Annotated in this window: 12 protein-coding genes; 4 read left to right on the top strand and 8 right to left on the bottom strand. The window is 72.5% G+C overall.

From position 1 onward, the window contains the following. Positions 1-284: 284 nt before the first annotated feature. Positions 285-740 (top strand): PH domain-containing protein, encoded by a 456-nt coding sequence (locus ACPPVO_RS07650; RefSeq protein ID WP_426510549.1) that lies wholly within the window; start codon positions 285-287, stop codon positions 738-740. Positions 741-762: 22 nt separating this feature from the next. Here ACPPVO_RS07650 and ACPPVO_RS07645 read toward each other — a convergent pair whose 3' ends face one another. Further along, positions 763-1,680 (bottom strand): 2-hydroxyacid dehydrogenase, encoded by a 918-nt coding sequence (locus tag ACPPVO_RS07645; protein ID WP_426514567.1) that lies wholly within the window; start codon positions 1,678-1,680, stop codon positions 763-765. A 219-nt stretch (positions 1,681-1,899) separates the two neighbouring features. Here ACPPVO_RS07645 and ACPPVO_RS07640 point away from each other — a divergent pair, with 219 nt between their 5' ends. Both ACPPVO_RS07640 and ACPPVO_RS07635 read left to right on the top strand, forming a co-directional pair. Next, complete coding sequence (locus ACPPVO_RS07640) at positions 1,900-3,087, top strand: PQQ-dependent sugar dehydrogenase (protein WP_426510548.1); 1,188 nt, start codon at positions 1,900-1,902, stop codon at positions 3,085-3,087. Continuing rightward, on the top strand, positions 3,084-4,754 hold the full coding sequence (locus ACPPVO_RS07635) for a metallophosphoesterase family protein (RefSeq protein ID WP_426510547.1): 1,671 nt from the start codon (positions 3,084-3,086) through the stop codon (positions 4,752-4,754). Before ACPPVO_RS07640 ends, ACPPVO_RS07635 begins: the two co-directional genes overlap by 4 nt. A 700-nt stretch (positions 4,755-5,454) precedes the next feature. On the opposite strand, the gene gatB is transcribed toward ACPPVO_RS07635, so the two are convergent. Continuing rightward, positions 5,455-6,930, bottom strand: coding sequence for an Asp-tRNA(Asn)/Glu-tRNA(Gln) amidotransferase subunit GatB (gene gatB, locus ACPPVO_RS07630; protein ID WP_426514566.1), 1,476 nt, complete (start codon positions 6,928-6,930; stop codon positions 5,455-5,457). Between the two features lie 95 nt (positions 6,931-7,025). Here gatB and ACPPVO_RS07625 point away from each other — a divergent pair, with 95 nt between their 5' ends. After that, a complete protein-coding gene (locus tag ACPPVO_RS07625; protein WP_426510545.1) occupies positions 7,026-7,202 on the top strand; it encodes a DUF4236 domain-containing protein in 177 nt (58 codons plus the stop codon). Positions 7,203-7,213: 11 nt separating this feature from the next. Here the strand turns inward: ACPPVO_RS07625 and gatA are convergent, their stop codons facing one another. The 6 genes from gatA to mnmA form a co-directional block, all read right to left on the bottom strand. Next, complete coding sequence (gene gatA / locus ACPPVO_RS07620; RefSeq protein WP_426510544.1) at positions 7,214-8,689, bottom strand: Asp-tRNA(Asn)/Glu-tRNA(Gln) amidotransferase subunit GatA; 1,476 nt, start codon at positions 8,687-8,689, stop codon at positions 7,214-7,216. A gap of 3 nt (positions 8,690-8,692) precedes the next feature. Continuing rightward, positions 8,693-8,992 (bottom strand): Asp-tRNA(Asn)/Glu-tRNA(Gln) amidotransferase subunit GatC, encoded by a 300-nt coding sequence (gene gatC / locus ACPPVO_RS07615; protein WP_426510543.1) that lies wholly within the window; start codon positions 8,990-8,992, stop codon positions 8,693-8,695. Positions 8,993-9,059: 67 nt separating this feature from the next. After that, positions 9,060-11,123, bottom strand: coding sequence for a putative bifunctional diguanylate cyclase/phosphodiesterase (locus ACPPVO_RS07610; protein WP_426514565.1), 2,064 nt, complete (start codon positions 11,121-11,123; stop codon positions 9,060-9,062). Positions 11,124-12,056: 933 nt separating this feature from the next. Next, on the bottom strand, positions 12,057-14,210 hold the full coding sequence (gene ligA / locus ACPPVO_RS07605; protein ID WP_426510542.1) for an NAD-dependent DNA ligase LigA: 2,154 nt from the start codon (positions 14,208-14,210) through the stop codon (positions 12,057-12,059). Between the two features lie 38 nt (positions 14,211-14,248). After that, a complete protein-coding gene (locus ACPPVO_RS07600) occupies positions 14,249-15,220 on the bottom strand; it encodes a methionine synthase (protein ID WP_426510541.1) in 972 nt (323 codons plus the stop codon). 14 nt (positions 15,221-15,234) lie between these two features. Further along, a complete protein-coding gene (mnmA, locus tag ACPPVO_RS07595) occupies positions 15,235-16,308 on the bottom strand; it encodes a tRNA 2-thiouridine(34) synthase MnmA (RefSeq protein ID WP_426510540.1) in 1,074 nt (357 codons plus the stop codon). Positions 16,309-16,517 lie beyond the last annotated feature (209 nt).

The raw sequence follows: 16,517 nt of genomic DNA, 5'->3' as shown, positions 1-16,517 counted from the left end.
CTTGCTGCGTTTGATGCCCTCGGCCCACTGCACGGGCGCGTCCCGGCGGAAAGTGGTCGTCATGTCCTGCCCTCCCGCCATGGGCAGCCTCCCGCAAGTCCGGACATATCGCCGCGGATCGCCCGACGAGCCCCCCGGCCGGTCGCGATCTCGTCAAGCACGGCACCGAGCGTAACCCCGGCCGCCGGTGACGGCGAAGCGCGGCCGTTCTCATCCCCCACGGCGCTCAGTATGCCCGCCCGGGCGCGCGGAGGCAGTTCCTCGAAAGGTGGGAGGATGGCAGCGTGAGCAACCAGGTCAAGGTCAAGTTCCGGCGCAGCGCAGCACTCGCCGTGGCGGCGGCCATCACCGTGATCGGCGGCGTTCCGCTGCTCGCCGAAAGTGTCTGGTTTCTGCTGGTACTTCTGGTGCCGCTCGCCGTCGCCATCTGGGCCTGGCGGGCCGGGACCGATGTCAACGAGCGCGGCTTCACGGTGCGCGCCCTGTTCGGGAGCCGGACCGTCCAGTGGGCCGCGGTGGACGGCCTGGTCATCGACGGCGACTCGGTGCAGGCGCGCCTGGCCAACGGCCACCTGGTGCCCCTGGACGCCGTGCGCCCCGCGGACGTACCGCGCCTGATCCAGGCCAGCGGCCAGCCCCTCGAGACCGACCGCCCCGCCGACGCCGAGACCACGGACGGCGCGGAGGCGGACGCGCTGCGCGAGGACGACGCCGAGGACAGCGCGCAGCCGGCCAAGTAGCCGCCCGGGCACGTCCGACGCGTCAGTAGCCGTCGGTCACCACGTTGTCGAGGGGTTCGTTCGCGAGGACGCGGCGCAGCTGGTCGGCGGCGAGGGCGTACCCCCGGCGCCACAGTCCCGGCACCGAGCCGGCCACGTGCGGCGTGATGAAGACGTTCGGAAGGCGCCACAGCTCGTGGTCGGGCGGCAGCGGCTCGGGGTCGGTGACGTCGGTGGCGAAGGAGATGCGGCCGGTACGCGCGGCCGCGGTCACCGCCTCGGTGTCGACCACCGGACCCCGGGCGGCGTTGACGAGCAGGGCCCCGTCGGACAGGTGCGAGAGGAACCCGGTCGAGACGAGGCCGCGGGTCTCCGGCGTGAGCGGTACCAGCAGCACGACCACGTCGGCGTCCGGCAGCAGTCGCGGCAGCTCCTCCACGCCGTGCACGCCCGCGCGCGGGCGCCGCGCGACCCGGGTCACCTCGACGTCGAACGGGGCCAGCCGCGCCTCGGTCGCGCGGCCGATGGAGCCGGCCCCGACGATCAGCACGCGCTTGCCGGCGAGCTCGTCCGTGCGGCGGTACGTCCACTCGCCCCGCTCCTGCGCCCGCGCGAACGACGGGAACTCGCGCACGCACGCCAGGATCGCGCCGACGACCCACTCGGCGGTCGAGGAGTCGTGCACGCCGCGCGCATCGCAGAGCGTCACCCCGTCGGGCACCCGCCCCGTCCACGCGTCCGCGCCTGCGCTCAGCAGCTGGATGACCTCGAGCCGCGGCATCTGCCGGGTGAGCACGGTGACCTCGGGCTTGGCCAGGAACGGCGGCACCCAGAAGAGCACGTCGCCCGGGTCCGACGGCATCTCCCCCGGCGCCGGCATGACCTCGACGAGCACCTCGTCCCGCGCGGTCGCGGCCCGGACGAGGTCCGCGCCGAACTCGTGGGCGACCCAGATCTTCACCATGCGGTCGATGATGCAGGCCCGCGCGGCAGGGACAAAACGCCGCGAGGAGGCGGCCAGGAAACGCACCGGCCGGTGATGAGGCCGGTAGGCGAAGGCGACAGTAAAGCGGAGCGGTCGATGGCTCCGGCAGGCCCCGGGTGAGCTCACTCGACGGCACGCTGGTGGAAGTTCGGTGGTAAAAGGTGGCTCCCAGGCGGCAACGCTACGCTTGGCCCGGTGAGCGCCCGGACGCACCGTTTCGCTGGCCGGCCTGCCGGCCGGAGCCTCGCCGCCTTCTGCGCGGCCGTGGCCGCCCTGGCCCTCGGGGGCTGTTCGTTCGGGCCGCCGCCGCCGGATGAGCTCGGGTCGCCGCCGAAGATGTCGCCGTACCCGTCGCCTTCGCGCTCGGGCGGGAGCGACGAGGGCGGGGCCGAGGTGTCGGTGACCGTGCTGGCCAAGGGGCTCGCGGTGCCGTGGGGCATCGCCTTCCTGCCGGACGGCTCCGCGCTGGTGACCGAGCGCGACACGAAGCGGCTGCTCAAGGTCGGCAAGGAGACCACGTCCGACGGGATGATGGTCGCGGAGCTGCAGAAGATCGACGCGGCGGTGCCCGGGGGCGAGGGCGGGCTGCTGGGGATCGCGGTTTCGCCGCAGTACGACACGGATAAAACGGTCTTTGTGTACTACACCACCCAGGACGACAACCGCGTTGCCAAGCTGACGCTCGGGCAGGCGCCGGTGCCGATCCTGACCGGTATCCCCAGGGGCAACGTCCACGACGGCGGCCAGCTGCGCTTCGGCCCGGACGGGTTCCTGTACGTGGCGACCGGCGACGGCGACAAGCCCGAGACCGCGCAGGACCTGACCAGCCTGGGCGGCAAGATCCTTCGGATCCAGACGGACGGGAAGCCGGCGCCCGGTAACCCGTTCGGAACCGCCGTGTACAGCTACGGACATCGCAACGTGCAAGGGTTCGCGTGGGACAAGAACCAGCGCATGTACGCGATGGAGTACGGGGCCAGCGATGCCGACGAGCTCAACGTGATCGAGGCCGGGAAGAACTACGGGTGGCCGGCGGTGGAGGGGCGCGGAAGCGACCCGAAGTACACCAACCCGATCCAGACCTGGAAGACCGCCGACGCCTCGTGCGCGGGCCTGGCCTACCTCAGCGGCTACCTGGTGACCTCCTGCCTCAAGGGGCAGCGGATGTGGGTCATGCAGGTCACCGACTCCGGCACCCTCCTGGGCGCGCCCGCGCCGCTGCTGCAGGACAAGTACGGCCGGCTGCGCGCGGCCGCGGTGGCGCCCGACGGCAGCCTGTGGATCTCCACGTCGAACAAGGACGGCCGGGGTGAGCCGAAGGCGGACGACGACATGCTCCTGCGCCTGGTGATCAGCGACGTCGGCGAGGCCGGCAAGAGTTGAGGTCACCGTTCCGGCGTCGCGCCGCGCTGGCCGCCTCACGGGCCCGGCGCCGCGCGATCGTCATGGCCGCCGGGCGCCGGCGGCACCCGTCGGGGCCCGCGAGCGGTCGCGCCCGGGCGCCGCGGCACCCGCGCCTGCGCCGGGTCGCCCGCTGGCTGCTCGTGGGCGCGGTGGCGATCGTCGGCATGCTCATCGGCGTCGCCCTGGGCGGCACCACGACGCAGGACATCGGGCCCTTCCGCGCGCAGCTCTCGCTCGCCCCGTCGTGGAACGGCGACACCTCGGTGGAGATCCCGCCGCTGGGCTCGCTGGAGCTGGACAGCCACGACGGCCCCGCGCACCTGCGCATCCGGCTGGAGTCGCTGGACGAGGCGCGCACCCGCGCGTTCGCGGCCAAGACCGGCAACCTCGAGCAGATCAGCCACGACGCGGTGGACCAGCTCAACCTCGGCGTGCGGCGCCTGGCGCTGCAGACCGCCGGCTGCGGGCTGCTCGGCGCGATGATCCTGGCCGGGCTGGTGTTCCGGGCAAGGCGCGAGACGGCGGTCGCGGGCCTCGTGGTCATCGGGGTGCTCGCCTCGACCGGGGCGGTGACGCTGCTGACCTTCAAGCCGGCGGCGATCCAGGAGCCGACGTACCGCGGCCTGCTCGTCAACGCCCCGGCCATCATCGGCGACGCGAAGCGGATCACCAACCGGTACGAGGAGTACCGCGCGCAGCTGCAGAAGCTGGTGCTCAACGTCAGCAAGCTCTACGGCACGATCTCGGCGCTGCCCGTGTACGAGCCGGACACGAGCACGACCAAGGTGCTGCACATCTCCGACCTGCACCTGAACCCGGCGGCCTGGGGGGTCGTGCGCTCGGTCGCGGACCAGTTCGACATCGACATCATCGTCGACACCGGCGACATCAACGACTGGGGCAGCGAGCCCGAGGCGTCCTACGTCAACGTGATCGGCGACCTCAAGGTCCCGTACCTGTACGTCCGCGGCAACCACGACTCGGCGATCACCGCGGCGGCGGTCGCGCGGCAGCCCAACGCCACCGTGCTCAACGACACGATCGTGACGGTCAAGGGGCTCACCTTCGCCGGGATCGGCGACCCCCGCTTCACGCCGGACAAGTCGACGGACGAGTCGAATGAGCAGCAGCACCAGGAGGTCGTCACCTCCGGCAACATCCTCGCCGAGAAGATCCGCAGCAGCCCCAAGCCGGTGGACGTCGCGATGGTGCACGACCCGGTCGCGGCCCAGCAGCTCGCCGGGCTGTGCCCGCTGGTGCTGGCCGGACACAGGCACGAGCGCTCGGTCGCGCGCCTCAACCCGAACCCCGCGGCGCCCGCGCCGGCCCCGCTGACGTCCCCGTCGGCGTCCGCGGCGGCCAAGGCCCTGCAGGAGCGCACCCTGCTGATGGTGGAGGGCTCGACCGGCGGCGCGGGGCTGCGCGGCCTCGAGAGCACGAAGCCCTTGCCATTGGCGCTTTCCATCTTGTACTTCGACAAAGACCGCCACCTCTCCGCCTACGACGACATCCAGGTGGGCGGGACCGGCCTGACCGAGGTGGCCCTCCAGCGCCACATCGTCCAGCCCGACACCAAGGCGGCCCCGACTCCGACCCCGTCGTCATCCGTCTCGACGTCGCCGTCTCCGTCGCCGACCCCGTCGTAGGAGCAGGCGGCGCAGCGAAAAGTCGGGCGCTCCGCGCCGCGACTTTTCGGACTTATACGGCGTCGGGTTATAAATCGGATTCGGCGAGGGCGGTGGGGCGCTTCGTCCTCGGCGCCGCCGACCAAGCTGGGGTGCCGTGCGGCGGCGCGCCTCGTCTCCGGCGCCGCGGGCCAGGCTAGGGCGCCGCACGTCGTCTTCGGCGCCGCGAACCAGCCGCCGCGCGGAGCGGCGACGCGCTTCGCACTTCACGCCACGGGCCGCGCCGCGCAGCGGCGTGCTTTGCTCTTGGCGCCCCGGGCCGCGCCGCGCAGCGGCGTGCTTTGCTCTTAGCGCCGCGGACCACGCTGGGCGCCGCGCAGCGGCGCGCTTCGTCCCTCGCGCCGGGCACCGGCGCACCTCGCCCTTGGCACCGCGGACCTCGCTGAGGCGCCGCGCAGCGGCGTGCTTTGCTCTTAGCGCCGCGGACCACGCTGGGCGCCGCGCAGCGGCGTGCTTTGCACTTCGCGCCGGGCACCGGCGCACCTCGCCCTTGACACCGCGGACCTCGCTGAGGCGCCGCGCAGCGGCGCATTTCCGCCCTTGACACCGCGGACCAGGCTGGGCGGTCCCTCTCCGGCCGCAGGCCTTCAGGGACCGCCCATTTGTCTGGCGGGAGCAACGGTCCGCAAGTGCCGCGGACCCGAGCAAAAAACAACCAGAACTACGACAGGCGCGCGATGATCAGCTCGCGCACGGTCTTGGCGTCCGCCTTGCCGCCCGTGGCCTTCATGACCGCGCCCACCAGGGCGCCCGCCGCCGCCACCTTGCCCTCGCGCACCTTCGTCGCGACGTCGGGGTTGGCGGCGATCGCCTCGTCGACGGCTTTGGTCAGGGCGCCCTCGTCCGAGACGACCTCCAGGCCGCGCGCGGCGACGACCTCGGCCGGCGCGCCCTCGCCCGCGATGACGCCCTCCAGGACGACGCGCGCGAGCTTGTCGTTGATCTTTCCGCTGTCGACCAGGGCCTGCAGCTCCGCGACCGCGGCCGGGGTCACGCCCAGGGCCTCGAGCTCGATCTCGGCCTCGTTGGCGCGGCGGGCCAGCTCGCCGAGCCACCACTTGCGCGCGGACGCGGCCGACGCGCCCGCCTCGACGGTCGCGGCGATGAGCTCGACGGCGCCGGCGTTGATCACCGACTGCATGTCGAGGTCGCTGAAGCCCCAGTCGGACTGCAGGCGCTCGCGGCGCACCCGCGGGAGCTCGGGCAGGGCGGCGCGCAGCTCCTCGATCCACTCGGCGGACGGGGCGAGGGGGACGAGGTCGGGCTCCGGGAAGTACCGGTAGTCCGTCGCCGTCTCCTTGCTGCGGCCGGAGGTCGTGTCGCCGGTGTCCTCGTGGAAGTGGCGCGTCTCCTGGATGATCTTGCCGCCGTCGGTGAGGACGCCCGCCTGGCGGATGATCTCCGAGCGCACGGCGCGCTCGACGCTGCGCAGGGAGTTGACGTTCTTCGTCTCTGTGCGGGTACCCCACTCCGCGCCCGGGCGGTTGAGCGAGGTGTTCACGTCGCAGCGCATCGAGCCCTGCTCCATGCGCACGTCGGAGACGTCCAGGGTGCGGATGACGTCGCGCAGCTCGGTGACGTACGCGCGGGCGATCTCCGGCGCGCGGGCGCCCGTGCCCGGGACCGGCTTCGTCACGATCTCCACGAGCGGGATGCCGGCGCGGTTGTAGTCCACGAGGGACTCGGTCGCGCCGTGGATGCGCCCGGTCGCGCCGCCGACGTGCAGCGTCTTGCCCGTGTCCTCCTCGAGGTGCACGCGCTCGATGCCGATGCGCACGAGCTCGCCGTCGATCTCCACGTCGAGGTACCCCTCCACGCAGAGCGGCTCGTCGTACTGGCTGATCTGGAAGTTCTTCGGCATGTCCGGGTAGAAGTAGTTCTTGCGCGCGAAGCGGCCCCACGGCGCGATCGAGCAGTTCAGCGCGAGCCCGATGCGGATCGTGGCCTCGATCGCGGCACGGTTGGCGACCGGCAGGGCGCCGGGCAGACCGAGGCAGACCGGGCAGACCTGGGTGTTGGGCTCGGCGCCGAACGCGGTCGGGCAGCCGCAGAACATTTTGGTGTTGGTGCCGAGCTCGACGTGCGTCTCCAGGCCGATGACCGGCTCGAACGCGGCCACCGCCTCCTCGTACGACATGTGCGTCACGGTGCTCATTGTCAGTGCCTGCTTTCAGCCTTGTGTATCCACGCACGACATTGGGTATCCATCGCACACCTGGAAGGAGCGACGTCATGCCGGTGCAGTTTCGGAAGAGCAAGAGGTTCGGCCCGTTCATTTTCCACTTCACGCAGGAGGGGTTCTCCTCGTGGAGCTTCAAGCTGGGCCCCTGGTCGTGGAACTCGCGCAGCAAGAAGAACCGCGTTGACCTGCCCGGCCCGTTCTCGTGGCGCCAGGGCAGCCGGGGCTGATCCGGCCGCGGTCACAACACCGGTGGTGTGAGTGGCGGCAGCGCTGACTCCAGCGCGGCCGCCACCCGGTACATCCGGTCGTCGGCCATCGTCGGCGCCATGATCTGCAGCCCGACCGGCAGCCCCTCCGAGAGCCCAGACGGCACCGAGATGGCCGGCCCGCCGTAGAGGTTCGACGGGATCGTGTACAGGTCCGCGAGGTACATCTGGTACGGGTCCGACGTGCGCGAGCCGAGCGGGAACGCCACGAACGGCGTGGTCGGTGCGATGAGCACGTCGGCGACCTGGAACGCGGCGGTGAAGTCGCGCGTGATCAGCGTGCGCACCTTCTGCGCCTGGCCGTAGTAGGCGTCGTAGTACCCCGCCGACAGCGCGTACGTGCCGAGGATGATGCGCCGCTTGACCTCCGGGCCGAAGCCCGCGTCGCGCGTGAGCGACATCACCTCTTCCAGCGAGTGCTTGCCGTCGTCGCCGGTGCGCAGGCCGTAGCGCACGCCGTCGAAGCGCGCCAGGTTGGACGAGCACTCGCTCGGGGCGATCAGGTAGTAGGCCGGCAGCGCGAACTTGAAGCTCGGGCACGACACCTCGACGATCTCCGCGCCCAGCTTGACCAGGGCGTCGACCGACTCGCGGTACGCCGCGGCGACCCCGGGCTCGGCGCCCTCGCCCGCGAACTCCTTCACCAGGCCCAGGCGCACGCCGCTCAGGTCGCCCGTCGCGCCCAGGCGCGCCGCCGCGACGACGTCGGGCACCGGCTGCGGGATCGAGGTCGAGTCGCGCGGGTCGTGGCCGCCGATGACGGCGTGCAGCAGCGCCGCGTCCTCCACGGTCCGGGCGCAGGGGCCCGGGGTGTCGAGGGACGAGGAGAAGGCGATGAGGCCGTACCGCGACGTGCCGCCATATGTCGGCTTGGCGCCCACGGTGCCGGTGACGGCGGCCGGCTGGCGGATCGAGCCGCCCGTGTCCGTGCCGATGGCCAGCGGCGCCTCGAACGCGGCCACCGCGGCCGCGGAGCCACCGCCGGAGCCGCCCGGGATGCGCGTCGTGTCCCAGGGGTTGTACGTCGGGCCGTAGGCGCTGTACTCCGTCGAGGAGCCCATCGCGAACTCGTCCATGTTGGTCTTGCCGACCATCACGAGCCCGGCCTCGCGCAGGCGCGTCATGATCGTCGCGTCGTACGGCGGGCGCCAGCCCTCGAGGATCTTCGAGCCCGCGGTCGTGGGCACGCCGCGCGTCGTGATGACGTCCTTGACGCCGATCGGCACGCCGTCGAGCGGGCCGAGCGCGGCGCCCTTGGCCCGGCGGTCGTCGGTGGCGCGGGCGGCCTCGAGCGCGCCCTCGCGGTCGACGTGCAGGAACGCGTGGACCTTGTCCTCGACGGCGTCGATGCGCTCCAGGTGCGCGGTCGCGACCTCGACGGCCGAGACCTCCTTGGCGTCCAGGCGGCGGCCGAGCTCGGCGGCGGACAGCTTCGTCAGGTCACTCACGGCTCAGGCCTCCTCGTCCAGGATCCGCGGGACGCGGAAGCGGTTCTCCTCGGCGTCCGGCGCGCCGGCGAGCGCGTCCTCGCGCAGCAGGCCGGGAACGACGACGTCGTCGCGGTACACATTCGTCAGCGGCACGGAGTGCGACGTCGGCGGCACGTCGGCGGCGGCGACCTCACCCACCTGGGCGACGGCCTGCAGGATCACGTCGAGCTGGCCGGCGAAGGTGTCGAGTTCTTCATCGGTGACGGCAAGCCGCGCGAGGCGCGCGAGATGCGCTACCTCCTCGCGGGAAATCGTGGCCATCGGCGCGCTTCTCCTTCAGGTCGTCGGCTTGGACGCAGCGTTACATGCCCGCGTCAACCCGACGAGTCTATTTCGTGGTGAAGACGGGCCGTGCGGCAGTCTTGGACAGCCAGTCCAGCAGGCGGTCCGGGGGCATCGGGCGGGCGAAGTACCAGCCCTGCGCGACGTCGCAGCCGGCCTCCACCAGCATCCGCCACGTGCGCTCGTCCTCGACACCCTCCGCGACGACGCGCAGCCCCAGCGCCCGGGCCAGGTTGATCATGGAGTGCACGATCGCCGCGTCGTCCGGGTCCGTGGCCACGCCGAGCACGAACGAGCGGTCGATCTTCACCTCGGCGAGTGGCAGGCGGCGCAGGTGGAGCATCGAGGAGTACCCGGTCCCGAAGTCGTCCAGCGCGATCGCGACCCCGAGCTTCTTCAGCCGCGCCAGCGTGGTCAGCACCCGGCGCGGGTCGGCCATCAGCGCGCTCTCGGTGATCTCCAGCTCCAGCCGGGACGGGTCGACCGACATCTGCGCCAGCCGCCCCGCGATCCGGTCGGCGATCTCGCCGGTGTGCAGGTCCCGCACGCTCACGTTCACCGCGACGCGCACGCCCTCGGCCGCGGGCGCGGTCGCGCGCCACGCCGCGAGCTGCCCAATCGCCTCGTCGACGACCCGCAGGGTGAGCAGCCGCATCACCGGGCTGTGCTCGGCGACCCGGATCAGCTCCTCCGGGTCGATCGGCCCGCGCCGCGGATGCCGCCAGCGCAGCAGCGCCTCGACGCCGACGACCGTGCCGGTCGCGAGCTCGACCTGCGGCTGGTAGTACAGCTCGATGCCGCCCTCGGGCCCGGACTCCAGCGCCTTGCGCAGGTCGGCGAGCAGGCTGAGCCGCTCCGGGGTGTTGTGGTCGGACTCGGGCGCGTAGACGGCGAGGTTGTCGCCGCGGCCCTTGGCGTCGTACATCGCGACGTCGGCGTGGCGCATGAGCTCGGCGAAGTCCGTGCCGTGCTCCGGGTACACCGCGACGCCCACCGACGCGCCCACGTCGATCGGCAGCCCGTCCAGCAGCACCGGCTCGGACAGCGCGCACATGATCTCCGCGGCGACCCGGCGCGCGTCGGCGGTGTCGCGCAGGTGCGGCACGACCACCGCGAACTCGTCGCCCCCGAGCCGCCCGACCAGGTTGTCGGCCCCGGACGCCCGCGCGGCCGCGGTGAGCCGCTCCCCGACCTCCACCAGCAGCCGGTCCCCGACCCGGTGCCCGAGCGCGTCGTTGACCTGCTTGAACGCGTCGAGATCGAGCAGCAGCAGGGCGAGGCGCCGCTCGGCCGCGCCGCCCTCGGCCCGCTCGGCGTGCTCCTGCAGCCGCGCCGCGACCTCGCGCTCCAGGGCCTTGCGGTTGGGCAGTCCCGTCAGCGGGTCCAGGCGCCCGGCCCGCGCCCGCTGGGCGGCGAGCTTCATCATGCGCCGAACGGCAAAAAGCGAAAGCAGCGCCAGCGGTACCAGGAGAGCGTCGACGTGCGCCGCCGCGACCAACCCGGGCGCGGAGAGCAGCAGCGCCCCATTCGGCAGCGCGTCGTTGCGCACCGCCCGCATGAACACCGTCCACCAGCGCCCCCCGAAGCGCAGCCACAGGGCCGTGGACACGAGCAGGTTGTTCACGACGAACCACGTCACCGCGGCGGCGAGCACCCAGCCGATCCGGTCGGCGCGCAACAGTTGGTGGGCGTCCCCGCCCGACCGTTCGGGCAGCAGGAGACCCGCGGCCAGGAACGACAGCATGTACTGCGCGGCGTTGAAAGCGGCCCGCCAGAACGTGTGCTTGAGCCACACCGCGGCGACCAAGACGGCCACGAGCTGCACGGCGACCGCGGGCGCACACCCGTACGCGATCAGAATGGCGAAGGTGAAACACACCGACGGGAAGGTGGGAATGCTCTCGTCGCGCGAACCTTGCACGAACGGCGGCGTGTCGGCCACGACGGCCAGGCCCGCGAACACCCAGAACACGGCGTCGACCCGGAGCCCCTCGTGCAGCACGCTGCCCACGAGCAGCAGGGCCGCGAGCCCGACGACAACCGCGACGTACGCGAAGAACCGATGACGATGCCGAGGCGGCGCGACGTTGCGCAGCGCGCTCTGCTCCATCCGCTCCCCGCTCTCCGCCGCATGCGTTCTTGCCCCGGGCCGGCCGTACGTTTCGGACGCCATGCGAGCCTGCACCCTCAACACAGGAGGTATCCGGAAAGGATGCCGAATCGATGCAGAACCGACCCCCTAATCAACCGACCGGGCGATCCCACAATGGACAGATCAGCTTGAATATCCGTGCAGAGTGACGACTGCCGGACGTTCCGTCACGCTTTTGCATTGACACCGGTAACCCCCGGTACGGTTACGGACATATACCGGGACGGCTACGCTCCGCGCTTTCTCCTTCCACGCAGGCACCGTTCTTCGCAACACCGGACGCGGCCGGCCCGCCACGCGCCGCTCATATTCAGCCGCCAACTGACCCGATGCCGATGGCGCGGAATCCCATCACGGCCGCGCCGACCCAGTCTCGGTGCCTGCGGCATCTCGCCGCCGCGCCCCGCCACGAGCATGGGTATCTCACCTGGGTGGAAGTCCGACCGCCAGAACAAACCACGACGGAGACGGCGATCCGCGCCTTCCGTGGCCGCTACCGCCGACCCGACCCGACCCGCCGCGGCCGCCTCGCTTTCGCCGCAGCCTCCGCCGGCCCACCCCCGCCGCGGCCTCGGACTCCACCCGGCCTGCCCCACCGCGGCGGACAGGCTTCGCCGACCTACACCCCGGCCGCCTCGGACTCCACCCGGCCTACTCCGCCGCCTCGCCTCGGCCCGCGGCCTCGGGCTTGTCCGCGGCGCCGGACGCGGACTCCTCCCGGCCCACTCCGCCGCCTCGCACGGCCCACAGCCTCGGACTTCTCTGCGGCGCCGGACGCGGACTCCTCCCGGCCCACTCCGCCGCCTCGCACGGCCCACAGCCTCGGGCTTGTCCGCGGCGCCGGACGCGGACTCCTCCCGGACCTACTCCTTCGCTTCGACTCCGCCGGCCCTACTCCGCCGCGGCGGCCTCCGCCTTCTCCGCCGCGGCCGCCTTGTCCGCAGCCTCGGCCTCCGCGATCGCCTCCTCGTCCGGCGGTTGCGCCGCCGCGCGCGCCGCGTCCGGGCCCTCGCTGAGCAGGATCTCGAAGGCGTCCTCGTCCAGGATCGGTACCTTCAGCGCCGCCGCCTTCTCCGCCTTCGAGCCCGGCGACTCGCCCACGACCACGAAGGCCGTCTTCTTCGACACGGAGCCGGAGACCTTGCCGCCGCGCGAGGTCACGGCCTCGGTGGCCTGGTCCCGCGAGTACCGCTCCAGCGACCCCGTCACCACAACCGTCACGCCCTCGAGCGGGCGCGGGCCGGTGTCGGCGCGCTCCTCGACCATGCGGACGCCGGCCGCGGCCCAGCGGTCGACCCACGCGCGGTGCCACTCGACCGTGAACCACTCGTGCACGGCGCGGGCGATCGTCGGGCCCACGCCCTCGACGGCGACGAGCTCCTCGGTGGTGGCGTTGGCGATCGCCTCCATGGAGCCGAGGGAGTTGGCGAGGGCCTGCGCGGCGGTCGGCCCGACGTGGCGGATCGACAGCGCCACGAGCACCCGCCAGAGCGGCCGCTGCTTGACCTCCTCGAGGTTGGCCAGCAGGTTGACCGCGTTGGTGCCCAGGGCGCCGTTCATGTTGACGAAGAACGGGGACTTGGCGAGGCGCTCGGCGTCGACGTCGAAGAGCTCGCTCTCGTTGGGGATCACCGACTCGAGCAGCGCCGCGGCCGCCTCCCAGCCGAGCGCCTCGATGTCGAGCGCGCTGCGGTGCGCCAGGCCGTAGAGCCGTTCGCGCAGCTGGGCCGGGCAGAACTGGGTGTTGGGGCAGCGGATGTCAACGTCGCCCTCCTTGCCCGGGGCGAGCGTCGTACCGCACGAGGGACACTGCACCGGCATCACGAACGCCTGCTCGGAGCCGTCGCGGCGGTCCACGACCGGGCCGAGGACCTCCGGGATCACCTCGCCGGCGCGGCGGATGACCACGGTGTCGCCGATGAGCACGCCCTTGCGCACGACCTCCTGGGCGTTGTGCAGGGTTGCCTGGCGCACGGTCACGCCGCCGACGAACACCGGCTCCATGACCGCGAACGGTGTGACGCGCCCGGTCCGACCGACGTTGACCTGGATGTCGAGGAGCTTGGTCATCGCCTCCTCGGGCGGGTACTTGAACGCGATCGCCCACCGCGGCGCCTTGCTCGTCGAGCCGAGCCGGCGCTGGATCGACATCTGGTCGATCTTCACGACCACGCCGTCGATCTCGTGCTCGAGCTTGTGCCGCCGCTCCCCGTACTCCGCGATGTACGCCTGCACCCCCGCCATGTCCTCGCACACCCGGTATCGGGTCGAGGTCGGCAGCCCCCACGCGTGCATGAGCTCGTAGGCCTCGGACTGGCTGGCCGGGTTGAACCCCTCCCGGGCCCCGAACCCGTGCACCAGCATCCGCATCGGCCGGCCCGCGGTGATGTGCGGGTCCTTCTGGCGCAGGCTCCCGCTGGCCGCGTTGCGCGGGTTGGCGAAGGGCCGCTCCCCCGCGGCCACCTGGGCCGCGTTGACCTCCTGGAAGCCCTCCAGCGTGAAGAACACCTCGCCGCGCACCTCGAGCAGGTCGGGCACGTTGTCGCCGGCCAGCTGCTCGGGGATCTCGCGGATCGTGCGCGCGTTGAGCGTGATGTCCTCGCCGGTGCGCCCGTCGCCGCGGGTCGCGGCCCGGGTGAGCCGCCCCTGCTCGTACGTCAGGTTCAGCGCCAGCCCGTCGATCTTGAGCTCGCACAGGTATCGCGGTGGGCTCCCCGCGTCCCGCTCGACCCGCTCCGCCCAGGCCTCCAGCGCCGGCTCGTTCAAGGCGTTGTCGAGGCTGAGCATGCGCTCGCGGTGGTCGACGGAGGCGAACTCGGTCGAGAACGTGCCCCCGACCCGCTGGCTCGGCGAGTCCGGGGTGAGCAGCGCCGGGTACTGCTGCTCGATCGCCTCGAGCTCGCGCATGAGCGTGTCGTAGACCGAGTCATCCACCGCGGGCGACTGGAGCACGTAGTAGCGGTACTGGTGCTCGTCCAGCTCACGGGCCAGCTCCGCGTGCCGCTCACGCGCCTCGACGGTCGGTTCGGACTCAGCGTCGGTCATGGCTGAGAATTTACTCCGGGGGTACGACAAAAACCGCGTCAGTCCAGGTCAGCCGTCAGACGCCGGCCGGCCTCGCGGATCGCCGTGAGCGCAGCCGTCACCTTGGCCTCGCCGGCCAGCCCGCACGGCGGCGTCACGACCACCTGCGCGGGCAGGGACTTCAGCGGGAAGCCGAGCTTGCGCCACAGGTCACGGACCTGGCTGGCCAGCGCCTCGGCCGAGTCCCCGGACACCCCGGCCAGCAGGCCCATCCCGGCGTCCAGCAGCTCGCCGAGCGTGTCGAGGTCACGCACCAGCGACAGGTCGACGGCCACCGCGACGGCACCCGCCTCTCGAAGCAGCGTCAGCGGTACCGCCGCAGCGCAGCAATGCACGACGACCGGGACTCCGGCCGCAGTGATGACCCCCGACAACGCCGACCGGGCGAGCGAAGGGTCCACGGATCGCAGCGTGCCGAACCCGCTCTCGGTCGGCACGCGCCCGGCCAGCACGGCCGGCAGCGACGGCTCGTCGATCTGCAGCAGCACGGTCGCGTGCGGGAGCCGGGCCTGAACCTCGGCGATGTGCGCGCGCACGCCTTCGGCCAGCGACCCCGCGAGGTCGCGCGTCGCGCCGGGGTCACGCAGCACCTGGCCGCCGATGGGCAGGGCCAGCGACGTCGCGAGCGTCCACGGCCCGGGCACCTGCACCTTGAAGGTCCCGGTGTACGCGCCCGCCTGCTCCGTCATCGTGTCCAGGTCGCGTTCGAGCAGGTCGCGCGCGACGCGCAGGTCGTGGCCGGGCCGGGCGGCGACGCGCCACCGCGCGGCGTACAGCTCGATCGGGATCTCCGGCAGGAACGTGCCCCCGCGCCCGATCATGTCGGCCCCGGGCCCCCGCGCGGGCAGCTCGGGCAGGTGCGGCAGGTCGGGGAGCTCGCCGAGCACGATGCGCTGCGCTTCGGCGATGTCGGTGCCGGGCAGGGAACCGATGCCGGTCGCCGCCCCGACCGGCCAGGGGAATGAGGTCACTGCCGCTCCGGAGGTCACGAGGTGTGCGAGATGGTGGCCGAGCCGAGCACGATGTCGCCGTCGGGCGAGGGCTCGTAACAGACGATGGCCTGCCCGGTCGCGATGCCGCGCGCGGCGCGCCCGAGCGCGGCGACGAGGCGGCCCTCCTCGAGGTGGACGGTCGCGGGCAGCGTCTCACCGTGCGCGCGCATCTGCACCTCGCACGCGACCGCGCCGTCCACCGGTACCGTCCAGACCGGCCGCTCCCCGACGACGCCCGTGACGTCGAGCGCGGACACGGGCCCGACGGTCACCGTGTTCGTCACAGGCGTGATCGACAACACGTAGCGCGGCTGCCGGTCGGGCGCGGAGACGCGCAGGTCGAGCCCGCGGCGCTGGCCGACGGTGTACGCGTACGCGCCCTCGTGCCGCCCGACGACCGCGCCGGTGGTGGCGTCGACGATGTCGCCGGGCGCCTGCCCGAGCCGCTCCGCGAGGAAGCGCTTGGTGTCGCCGTCGGCGATGAAGCAGATGTCGTGGCTGTCGGGCTTGTCGGCCACCGCGAGGCCCCGCTCGGCCGCTTCCGCGCGCACCTCGGCCTTGGTCGAGCTCCCGAGCGGGAACATCGCCCGGTCCAGCTGGGCGCGGGTGAGCACGGCCAGGACGTACGACTGGTCCTTGGCCAGGTCGACGCTGCGCCGCAGCAGCCCGTCGCCGCCCAGCCGCGCGTGGTGCCCGGTGACGACGGCATCGAACCCGAGCGCGACCGCGCGATCGAGCACGGCCGCGAACTTGATCTTCTCGTTGCACCGCAGGCACGGATTCGGCGTGCGCCCGGCCGCGTACTCCGCGACGAAGTCGTCCACGACGTCCTCGTGGAACTGCTCGGCCATGTCCCAGACGTAGAACGGAATCCCGATCACGTCCGCGGCCCGCCGGGCGTCCCGCGAGTCCTCGAGCGTGCAGCAGCCGCGCGCGCCCGTGCGGTACGTCTGCGGGTTACGCGCCAGCGCGAGGTGCACCCCGGTCACGTCGTGCCCGGCCTCTACCGCCCGGGCAGCCGCAACCGCCGAGTCGACCCCGCCGGACATCGCCGCTAGCACTCTCACGCCCCCAGCCTACCGGCGCGCGGAGGCGCATTTTCCGGGCGGAGTTCAGTTACCGCTCCGGGCGCCGCGGATGCACTCCCAATCCCGCCCGTCCGACGCTCCCGCGCGGACGCGGCGACCGGCCCGTCCCGCTGCACGTGCCGACGCAGCCCACACGGCGACACGGCGGGGGTTCACCGCCCGCACGGCTTCACGGCCAGCACCGCGAC

The sequence above is a fragment of the Dactylosporangium sp. McL0621 genome (assembly GCF_049995355.1).
Taxonomy (GTDB): Bacteria; Actinomycetota; Actinomycetes; order Mycobacteriales; family Micromonosporaceae; genus Dactylosporangium.
The sequence above is the reverse complement of the archived record's forward strand: the minus strand, read 5'-3'. Positions and strand labels throughout refer to the sequence as shown.